The following is a 10071-nucleotide window of genomic DNA, read 5'->3' on the forward strand; positions in this document are numbered from 1 at the left end:
TCACCGTGCCGTCGATGGATTACAGGCCGGCTTGGCGCGTCACCGAAACCTTCGGCTTGTAGTAGGCGGCCGGAACCTGGTCACGGTAGAAGGCGCGGCGGTCGAGGCTTTGCAGCGGATTGTGCGCTGCCGCCACGGCTTGCGCACGGACCGCGGCGCGGTCGGTGTTGGACGCCACGGTCTGTACGCCGGCATCCGAGCCTTCACCGTACGGGTTGCCGCTGCGCGCCGCCACCCGGGCTTCCGCGCTCACGTCGGCACGGCTGTTGGCGGTGGTCAAGGGATGCACACCTTCGTAGGTTTCTGCGTGTGCACCCGCGGCGGCCAAGAGGGAGAGAGCGGCCGCAGCGATGAGTTTCGAGGTCTTCATTTCAATTTCCTTCAAATGCGTTGGGACGAATCGAACCGGTCTTGGGGTGAGTCGCCAAGCCCGTTGGGGGGGTGGCCACATCGCTCTGTGCCCTGTTCACCCAGATCAGCTTCCTGCTGGTCCGTGGGATGAAGTTTGAGACCAATCGGTCGGTAAAAACCCTCGCATTTGGAAGAACCGCGTCACCCATTTGGAAACAATCAAACGATCGACACCCCCACCTTGCGACCGGATTCGACAATCTCGCTCCAGGTTGCATCGTCCAGCCAGATGCCGTCGCGCTCGCGCGTCGCGCGCGCCTTGCGCTCAGGCTCGCCGGCGATCTGCACAGCGTCGAAGCCCGCACCTGCCGGGCTTTGGCGAAGCCAATCGATGAAAGCCCTCGCTTCCTTTTCGAAGCTCTCCTCGGTGCCCAGCTTCGCGGGATCGATCAGCACCGCCAGCATGCCGTTGAGTACGGTGCGCGCCGTGTCGGCCGGCCGATGCCAGGTGCCGCCGCCGGTCAGCGCGCCGCCGAGGAGTTCGCACGCGACCGCCATGCCGTAGCCCTTGTGTTCGCCGAAGGTCATGAGCGCGCCGAAAAGGCCGTTGCTCTGCGGCACGACGACGACGCCCGGGTCATCGGTCGGGGCGCCGTGCTCGTCGATCAGGTGGCCAGGAGGCACGCGCTCGCCCTTGTTGTACGCCACGCGCATCTTGCCCTGCGCGACACGGCTGGTCGCGAAGTCGAGGACGAAGGGCTCGGCGCCCGCGAGCGGCACGCCGATGCAGCAGGGATTGGTGCCGAAGCGGCCGTCGCCACCGCCCCAGGGCGCGACCACGGGGCGCGACAGCACATTGACGAAGTGCATCGCCACCAGCCCTTGCGCCGTCGCCATTTCCGCGAAGTGCCCGATGCGGCCCAGGTGATGCGAATTCGCGAGCGAGAGGATGCAACTGCCTTGCTGCTTCGCGCGCGCAATGCCGAGTTCCATCGCCTGCACACCGACGACCTGCCCATAGCCGCGTTGACCGTCGAGCGCCAACATCGCACCCGCGTCGAGATTGACCTTGACCGATGCGTTCGGCTTGAGTCCGCCTTCGACCACTGCGTCTACATACCGCGGAACCATGCCGACGCCATGCGAATCGTGACCGCTGAGATTGGCAAGCACGAGGTTGGCTGCGACCTGCCCGGCTTCGGCAGGTGTGCTGCCGGCGGCTTGAATGATCGATGCGACCTGCGTTCGCAAGGTCGATGCTTGAAGTGTCTGGGACATAGCGCTTCCTGTTTGCCTACATGACCGCGCCGACTTGCCACGGCACGAACTCGTTCTGGCCGTAGCCGTGTTGTTCACTCTTGGAATGCTCGCCCGATGCGGTGGCGAGTACCAGTTCGAAAATGCGCTGCCCCATCTCCTGGATGGACACCGTCCCTTCGACGATCTCGCCGCAGTTGATGTCCATGTCCTCCTCCTGCCGCTGCCATAGCGCGGAGTTGGTGGCGAGCTTGAGCGAAGGGGAGGGGGCGCAACCGTAGGCAGAGCCGCGTCCGGTGGTGAAGCAGATCATGTTCGCGCCACCGGCCACCTGCCCCGTGGCGCTCACGGGGTCGTAGCCCGGCGTGTCCATGTAGACGAAGCCATGTGCCGTCACGGGCTCGGCGTATTCGTACACCGCTTCGAGATTGCTCGTGCCGCCCTTGGCGACCGCGCCAAGCGACTTTTCGAGGATGGTCGTGAGCCCTCCCGCCTTGTTGCCCGGCGAAGGGTTGTTGTTCATCTCGCCCTCGTTGATGGCGGTGTAGTGCTCCCACCAACGGATTCGCTCGACCAACTTCTCGCCGACCTCGCGCTTGACAGCGCGCCGCGTGAGCAAGTGCTCGGCGCCGTACACCTCTGGCGTCTCCGACAGGATCGCCGTGCCGCCATGCGCGACCAGCAGGTCGACCGCCGCACCCAATGCCGGATTGGCGCTGATGCCGGAGTAGCCATCCGAGCCTCCGCATTGCAGTCCGATCGTGATGTGCGCCGCGCTGCACGGCTCGCGCTTCACCGCATTGGCACGCGGCAGCATCTCGTTGATGAGCGCCACGCCCTTCTCGACCGTCTTGCGCGTGCCGCCGGTGTCCTGGATGTTGAAGACCCGGAAGTTCTCGCCTTCGCTCAGATTGCCGGTCGCGAGCCATGCATTGATCTGGTTGGCCTCGCAACCCAGGCCGACCACCAGCACCGCCGCGAAGTTCGGATGCGTTGCATAGCCCGTGAGCGTGCGTTCGAGGATCTGCATGCCCATGCCGCTCGTGTCCATGCCGCAGCCCGTGCCGTGCGTGAGCGCGACCACGCCATCGACGTTGGGATAGTCCGCGAGCGCCGCCGGGTTGGTCTTGCGAGAGAAGTGGTCCGCAATGGCCCGCGCTGCAGTGGCCGAGCAGTTCACGCTGGTCAGCACGCCGATGTAGTTGCGCGTAGCCACCCGGCCGTCCGCACGGCGGATGCCCATGAACGCAGCCTCGCGCCGCGCTGGCGGCGGCTTCACGTCGGCTCCGAAGGCGTAGTCGCGATCGAAGTGACCCTTGTCGGGCCCCATGTCGAGATTGTGCGTGTGCACGTGCTCGCCGGGTGCGATCGGCTTGCTCGCGAAGCCGATGATCTGGTTGTAGCGACGCACCGGCTCGCCTTGCGCGATGGCGCGCACGGCGATCTTGTGGCCGGGTGGAATCAGCCCGCGTGCGGTGACGCCTTCGACCGGCGTTCCGCCGACCAGCTGGCCACGTGCGATCACGACATCGTCGGCAGGGTGAAGTCGGATAAAGGGATTCATCGTGTGTTCCTTGTTGTGCCGAGCGACGATGCGCTCAGAAGAACATTTTGGGCAACCACAGTACCAGTGATGGCATGTAGGTGATGATCGCGAGACTCACCAGCAGCGGAACCAGCCATGGCAGGATTGCCATCGTCGTGCGCTCGAAGCTGAGGCCCGCTACGCGCGCGAGCACGAAGAGCACCATGCCCATCGGCGGATGCAGCAGGCCGATCATGAGATTCAGCACCATCACCAGCCCGAAGTGGATGGGATCGATGCCGAGATGCGTCGCGATGGGCAGCAGGATCGGCACCAGGATCGTGATGGCCGCCGTCGGCTCCAGGAAGCAGCCGACGAACAGCATCAGCAGGTTGGCGAGCAGCAGGAACACCCAGGCCTGGTCCGTGAAGCCGAGCACCCAGGCGGCGATGTCCGCCGTGACGCCTGTGGCCGTCAGCATCCAGCCGAAGATGGAAGCGGCGGCGACGATGAAAAGCACCGTGGCGGTGGTTTCGATCGTGTCCAGGCAGACCTTGACGAACATCTTCCAGGACAGCGTGCCGTACCACGCGAAGCCGAGGATCATGGCCCACACGCAGGCCGCGATCGCACCTTCGGTCGGCGTGAACAGGCCGGTGGTCATGCCGCCGATCAGCAGCACCGGCGTCATGATGGGCAGCAGCGCCTCGAACTTGAAGATCTTGTCCAGCACGAAGAGCGCCGCGAGACCAGCGAACACCGTCATCTGTGCAGGTGCCCCGAGCTTGTCGATGGCCGCCCACAGCAGCAGCGGCCAGCCGACCACTACCGCGAGTTCGCTCAGCGCCTTGAACAGCCGCGTGCTGGAGAACTTGACGTCGCCGCCCCACTTGTTCTTGTGCGCGTAGTAGGCGACCGTCAGCATCATCAGGATGGCCATCATCGCGCCCGGCAGGATGCCTGCCAGGAAGAGGGCGCCAACCGACACGTTCGCCATCATCCCGTAGATCACGAAAGGCAGGCTCGGCGGAATGATGGGCCCGAGCGTGGCCGACGCGGCCGTCACGCCGACGGCGAACTCGGTTTCGTAGCCGTGCTCCTTCATCGCCTTGATCTCGATGGTGCCGAGACCCGCCGCATCGGCGATCGCGGTGCCGCTCATGCCGGCGAAGATCACGGATCCCAGCACGTTGACGTGGCCGAGCCCGCCTTTCATCCAGCCGACCAGGGCCAGCGCAAAGTTGTAGATGCGCGTCGTGATGCCGGCGTTGTTCATCAGGTTGCCGGCGAGGATGAAGAAGGGCACGGCCAGCAGCGGGAAGCTGTCGATCCCGCTCACCATGCGGTGGATGACGACGAAAGGCGGCAGGCTGCTCGACAGCAGGATGTACGCCAGCGAGGCACCCGCCATGGCGATGGCGACCGGAATGCCGCCGGCCATGAAGACCAGGAAGAAGATTTTCAGCATGGGCTTGGGCTTCCGTTCGTCAGTGGTCGGCCAGGGTGGATTCGGGGCGTTCGAGCACGCTGTAGCCGCGCCGCCAGTGGATGCGCGCGGTCTGCACCGAGCGCCATGCCATCGCCGCAAAGCCGAACAGGCACAAGCCGTAGACGATGTTCATCGGCAGGTCGACGATGGTCATGCGCGTCTGGTTGCCGATCTTGATCATCATCTGCACCGTCATGACCGCGGCGGCGACGAAGAAGAGAACGCGAATCACATCCACCGCCTTCGACATCCAGCGCCCCATCGCCGCCGGAATGTGGCGATAGAAGAAGTCGACCTGGATCTGGTTGTTCTTTGCCACGCCGATCGCCGCGCCGATGAACACCACGCCGATGAGCATGTAGCGCGCGACTTCCTCGGTCCAGGCCGCGGAATCGTTCATCACATAGCGCGTGACGAACTGATAGAACACCGTGAGCCCCAGCAGCCAGAAGAGCGCGAGCGCGATCCACCCTTCGGCAATGGTGTCCGACAGGTCGACCACCTCGTCCTCGGCATGGAAGTGGCCTTCATCGTCAATGATTTTCTGTTCAGTCAATCGCATCTCCTTGCAGGTGGATTGCGGTGCGGCCTTCGCGGGACACACCGCGGAACCGGCTCCGCCGGGCCGCAGGTGTTGCCCCCTGGAGGGGGGATTCGGCTACACGAAGTGAGCAAGAAACGGGGGTGGGGCCTACTTGATCGCCAAGATGCGGTCGTAGTCCTGTTGACGGTACCCCTGCTCCGTGGGCTTCGTGTTCTTGAGCACCGCCTCGCGGAATGCGTTCTTGTCGACCGTGATCACGTTGTTGCCCTTCTTCTTGAACTCCTCGGTGAGGCGGGCCTCGGAGGCGATGATCTCGCGGCCGGTCTTCTCGGCGGCCTCCTGCATTACCTCGGTGAAGACCTTCTTCTCGTCCGGTGTGAGCTTCTGCCACAGCGGCCCCGAGACCACCGTGAGCAGCGAGTCGACGATGTGTCCGGTGAGCGAGATGTTCTTCTGCACTTCGTAGAACTTCTTCGCCTCGATGGTGGGCAAGGGGTTCTCCTGGGCGTCGACCGTGCCGTTCTGCAAAGCGAGATACACCTCGGCGAAGGCGATCGGCGTCGGGTTCGCGCCGAGCGACTTCGGGAAGGCCAGGTAGGCCGGTGCATCGGGCACGCGGATCTTCAGGCCCTTCATGTCTTCCGGCTTCGCGACCGGCTTCGCAGCCGAGGAGGTCACGTTGCGCGCGCCGTAGTAGTTGAGCGCGACGATGTGGTTGCCGCTCTTCTCGTCATAGCCTTTGGCCAGCTCCGCGAACACGTCGCTCTTGGCGTACTTCAGCAGGTGCTCGGAGTCACGGAAGATGAAGGGAAAGTAGGTGACGGCCAGCGGCTTGTAGGTATTGCCGGCGAAGCTCGCGCCGGTGAGGATGATGTCCACCGTGCCCAGCGTCAGGCCCTGGTTGATGTCCGATTCCTTGCCCAGGCTCGACGCCGGGAACACCTGGATCTCGTACTTGCCGTTGGTGCGCTTCTTGATTTCCTCGCCGGCCCACACCGAGTACTTGTGGAAGGGCTCCGAGGTTTCATAGACGTGCGCCCACTTCAGCTTGGTCTGCGCCTGCGCGATGCCGAAGGCGCCCAGCGTGCTGGCCGCGATGGCGCACGCTGCGATGGTCTTGATGGCGAAACGTTTGCTGGTCATCGGTTGTCTCCGTTGTGGTTGGAAAAGAGAACACTGCTGGCGAATCAGGAAACCCTCGCGCGGCGCCAGCTCGCGCTGAATCTCTGGTGCGACTTGTCCATGTGTTCGTGCATCGCCTTGCGCGCGCCGTCCGCGTCGCGTGCGGCGATGGCATCGCGGATGGCCTCGTGCTCGGCAATGGCCGAGCGCCATGACTTCACCGTCTCGAAGTACCCGCCGAGGCGCGTGAAGATCGGGCCCTTGCGCGAATCCCAGAAGCCCTGCACGGTCTCGGACAGCACGACGTTGCCGCAGGCGTCGACGACCGCCAGGTGGAAGGCCCTGTCGCCTTCGAGCGGCATCACGTTGCGGTCGGCCATCTCGCGCATGGCCTCGATGGCGCGGGTCATGGCGTCCACGTCCTTGCGCTTGCCCATCGTGGCGGCGAGCGCAGCGGTCTCTCCTTCGACCACGCGGCGTGCGCGGATCAGTTCCAGCGGACCCCACTCGGCCGCCTCCACCGGCGCGGACGCCCGGTGCGAGCGATCGAGCACGTAGACCCCGGAGCCGGTCCGCACTTCGACCCAGCCCTCGACCTCCAGCGCGATCAGCGCTTCGCGCACCGATGGACGGCTCACGCCAAGCTGCTTGGACAGATCGCGTTCCGCCGGCAGCCGCGCACCGACCGGAAACTCTCCGCCGGCGATCAGCGCGCGCAGCTGATCGGCGATCTGGCGGTAGAGACGACGGGGTTCGACGGTCTGTAGCGGCACGAGGTGCAAGGCTTGGGGCTTAAGGGTTGTCCTGAATTGGACAAGTGGTCAGGCCAATTCAGAATACGATTCGCACCGCCCGGCAGCCATCCGGCGAAACCCTGAACGCGGCGGACCCCCGGTGGCGTGACCATCCGACAAAGCTTCAACGAGGACATCCCATGAGACTCCAGGGCAAGACCGCACTCGTCACCGCGGCCGGACAGGGCATAGGACAGGCGAGCGCGCTCGCCCTTGCCGCCGAGGGTGCCCAGGTATGGGCGACCGACGTCAACGAGAAACTGCTCGATCGCTACGCGGGCGTCGCCAACATCAAGACCGCCCGGCTCGACGTGCTCGACAAGGCGGCGATCGAGGCCTTCGTAGCGACGCTGCCGGCGCTCGACGTGCTGTTCAACTGCGCGGGCGTGGTGCACAACGGCACGGCGCTGGACGCCACCGATGCCGACCTCGAGTTCGCCTTCCATCTCAATGTGCGCGCGCAGTTCTGGACCATCCAGGCGGTCCTGCCGGGCATGCTTGCCGCCGGACGCGGCAGCATCATCAACATGGCGAGCGTCTGCTCCAGCATGAAGGGCCTGCCAAATCGCTTCGTGTACGGAACCACCAAGGCGGCAGTGCTCGGCCTGACGAAGAGCGTGGCCGCCGACTTCGTCACCAAGGGCATCCGCTGCAATGCAGTATGTCCAGGCACGGTCGATACGCCGTCCCTCGGCGACCGCATCAACGCCAATGCCGACCCTGAAGAAGCGCGCAAGGCCTTCATCGCGCGCCAGCCGATGGGTCGGCTCGCGAAGGCCGAGGAGATCGCGCCGGTCGTGGTCTTCCTGGCGAGTGACGAATCGATCTTCGCCACGGGGCAGGCCTTCACGGTCGACGGGGGCATCACCATATGAACCAGCTCGACTTCGCGGGCCGGCACGCCGTGGTCACGGGTGGCGCGACCGGGCTCGGTTACGGCATCGTGCAGCGCCTGCTGGCCTCGGGCGGCAGTGTGACGATCTGGGACCGCGATGGAGAAGCCGCCACCAAGGCCGCATGGTCGCTCGGCGCCAAGGCCTTTGCGCTCACTGTCGACGTGACGCAGCAGCCTTCCGTGGCCAAGGCCGTTGCCGCCACGCTCGCGCAGGCCGGGCGCATCGACGCGCTCATCAACAGCGCGGGCATCACGGGTCCGAACACCAAGCTCTGGGAGTATCCGGTCGACGCGTGGCGGCAGGTGATGGACGTGAACCTCACCGGCCCGTTCATCTGCTGCCGCGAGGTCGTCGCGCAAATGCGCATGCAGGGCTACGGCCGCATCGTCAATATCGCCTCCGTTGCGGGCAAGGACGGCAATCCCAACGCCAGCGCCTACAGCGCCAGTAAGGCGGGCCTCATTGCGCTCACCAAGTCGCTCGGCAAGGAACTGGCCGACACGGGCGTCCGGGTCAACTGCGTAACGCCCGCGGCAGTGAAGACCGCGATCTTCGACCAGATGACGCCGGACCACATCGCGTTCATGCTCTCGAAGATCCCGATGGGTCGTTTCGGCAAGGTGGAGGAGATCGCCGCGATGGTTGCCTGGCTTTGCACCGAAGATTGCTCGTTCTCCACCGGCGCAGTATTCGATCTTTCCGGCGGTCGTTCCACTTATTGAACTCAGAAGAAAGGACAACATGAAACTCGTTCGCTATGGCAACCCGGGCAAGGAAAAGCCGGGACTCGTCGACGACAGCGGCCAGTTGCGCGACTTGAGCGCGGTGGTCAAGGACATCGGCCCCGACCAACTCGGCGACGCCGCGCTCGCCAAGCTGCGCAAGCTCAAGGTCGACAAGCTGCCGCTCGTTCGCGGGAAGCCGCGCTACGGATGCCCGGTGGCGGGCGTTGGCAAGTTCATCGCCATCGGCCTCAACTATGCGGACCATGCGGCGGAATCCGGCATGCCCATTCCGAAGGAGCCGGTGGTCTTCACCAAGGCAATCAGCTGCATCCAGGGCCCGAACGATCCCGTGATGCTGCCCAAAGGCTCCGTCAAGGGCGATTGGGAAGTCGAGCTCGGCGTGGTGATCGGCACCCGCGCGCGCTACGTGTCGCAGAAGGATGCGCTCAACTATGTGGCGGGCTACTGCACCATCAACGACGTGAGTGAGCGCGAGTGGCAGCTCGAGCGCGGCCTCACCTGGGACAAGGGCAAGGGCTTCGACACCTTCGGTCCGATCGGTCCCTGGCTGGTCACGCGGGACGAGGTGCCGAATCCCCAGAAGCTCGCAATGTGGCTCGACCTCAACGGCAAGCGTGTGCAGACCGGCAGCACCAAGACGATGATCTTCAACGTGGCCAGGCTGGTCAGCTACGTCAGCCAGCTCAATACGCTGGAGCCCGGCGACATCATCACGACCGGCACGCCGCCTGGTGTGGGTATGGGCATGAAGCCGCCGGTCTTCCTCAAGAAGGGCGATGTGATGACGCTGGGCATCGAAGGCTTGGGCGAGCAACGCCAGGAAGTCGTGCCTTTCAAGCTCTGATGGCAGGAAAAGGCATTCGGCGCATGGCCGTTTGCCTGCATAAAACTGAGACAAGTCCCGTCTCGTTTTCAGAACCGGTGACCTTTGCTTTGGAAGAGACTTGAAAAGATTCCGCGCAGCCCTTGCTGCGTGAGAGGGCCAATTCAATCTCATCATTCCAAAGGTCACCCCATGCCTTGTTTCCTACGGCTCGCTTCCGCAGCCGAACACTCGCATTGGTCTTGCGCCGGCAAGGCGGCCGGCAAGCTGCTCAACAAGAGTCACGCCATCCAAGTGGATGTGGGCGACAGTGCATCCGATGCCGTGGGCTTCAAGGGTGCCGACTTCAAGCTGGCACAGTTCCAATTCCGTGCACCCAGCAAACACCATCTCGATGGCAAGCCCTTCCCTAACAGGCTGCTGAAATATCTCACTCGAAGGTCTCCCGAAAGTGGACCTGAGGCGTTGTCTTTGCAGACTCACGAAACCTGCTCCGATGCGCGGCCCTGACACATTCACCGAAG

11 protein-coding genes are annotated in these 10071 nt (G+C 64.3%); 3 read left to right on the forward strand and 8 right to left on the reverse strand.

All coding sequences use genetic code 11. The features are described from left to right. Window positions 1-19: 19 nt before the first annotated feature. The 7 genes from QTH97_RS25485 to QTH97_RS25515 all read right to left on the reverse strand — a co-directional run bounded on the left by QTH97_RS25485 (window position 20) and on the right by QTH97_RS25515 (window position 7061). Window positions 20-370, reverse strand: a complete 351-nt coding sequence (locus tag QTH97_RS25485; RefSeq protein WP_286571297.1) for an alpha/beta hydrolase — start codon at window positions 368-370, stop codon at window positions 20-22. Window positions 371-570: 200 nt separating this feature from the next. After that, on the reverse strand, window positions 571-1629 hold the full coding sequence (locus QTH97_RS25490) for a malate/lactate/ureidoglycolate dehydrogenase (RefSeq protein WP_286571298.1): 1059 nt from the start codon (window positions 1627-1629) through the stop codon (window positions 571-573). A 16-nt stretch (window positions 1630-1645) separates the two neighbouring features. Then, complete coding sequence (locus QTH97_RS25495; RefSeq protein ID WP_286571299.1) at window positions 1646-3172, reverse strand: UxaA family hydrolase; 1527 nt, start codon at window positions 3170-3172, stop codon at window positions 1646-1648. 34 nt (window positions 3173-3206) lie between these two features. Then, window positions 3207-4601 (reverse strand): TRAP transporter large permease, encoded by a 1395-nt coding sequence (locus QTH97_RS25500; RefSeq protein ID WP_286571300.1) that lies wholly within the window; start codon window positions 4599-4601, stop codon window positions 3207-3209. A 19-nt stretch (window positions 4602-4620) separates the two neighbouring features. Beyond that, entirely contained in the window at window positions 4621-5178 is a 558-nt protein-coding gene (locus tag QTH97_RS25505) for a TRAP transporter small permease (protein WP_286571301.1), read from the reverse strand. 135 nt (window positions 5179-5313) lie between these two features. Next, a complete protein-coding gene (locus QTH97_RS25510) occupies window positions 5314-6309 on the reverse strand; it encodes a sialic acid TRAP transporter substrate-binding protein SiaP (RefSeq protein ID WP_286571302.1) in 996 nt (331 codons plus the stop codon). Window positions 6310-6353: 44 nt separating this feature from the next. Then, window positions 6354-7061 (reverse strand): FadR/GntR family transcriptional regulator, encoded by a 708-nt coding sequence (locus QTH97_RS25515; protein ID WP_286571303.1) that lies wholly within the window; start codon window positions 7059-7061, stop codon window positions 6354-6356. A gap of 161 nt (window positions 7062-7222) precedes the next feature. Between QTH97_RS25515 and QTH97_RS25520 the strand changes: the two genes are divergently transcribed. The 3 genes from QTH97_RS25520 to QTH97_RS25530 are packed head-to-tail and all read left to right on the forward strand — an operon-like array spanning window position 7223 to window position 9568. Next, the gene (locus QTH97_RS25520; protein WP_286571304.1) at window positions 7223-7957 is read left to right on the forward strand and encodes an SDR family oxidoreductase; all 735 of its coding nucleotides are present in this window, start codon (window positions 7223-7225) and stop codon (window positions 7955-7957) included. Continuing rightward, a complete protein-coding gene (locus QTH97_RS25525) occupies window positions 7954-8700 on the forward strand; it encodes an SDR family NAD(P)-dependent oxidoreductase (RefSeq protein WP_286571305.1) in 747 nt (248 codons plus the stop codon). Before QTH97_RS25520 ends, QTH97_RS25525 begins: the two co-directional genes overlap by 4 nt. Window positions 8701-8719: 19 nt before the next feature. Continuing rightward, a complete protein-coding gene (locus QTH97_RS25530) occupies window positions 8720-9568 on the forward strand; it encodes a fumarylacetoacetate hydrolase family protein (RefSeq protein ID WP_286571306.1) in 849 nt (282 codons plus the stop codon). A gap of 183 nt (window positions 9569-9751) precedes the next feature. Here the strand turns inward: QTH97_RS25530 and QTH97_RS25535 are convergent. Continuing rightward, window positions 9752-10071, reverse strand: a 320-nt coding sequence (locus tag QTH97_RS25535; RefSeq protein ID WP_286571307.1) for a hypothetical protein, incomplete at its 5' end; no start/stop codon positions are given.

The organism is Variovorax gracilis (assembly GCF_030317115.1).
In the GTDB taxonomy this organism is placed as follows: Bacteria; Pseudomonadota; Gammaproteobacteria; order Burkholderiales; family Burkholderiaceae_C; genus Variovorax; species Variovorax gracilis.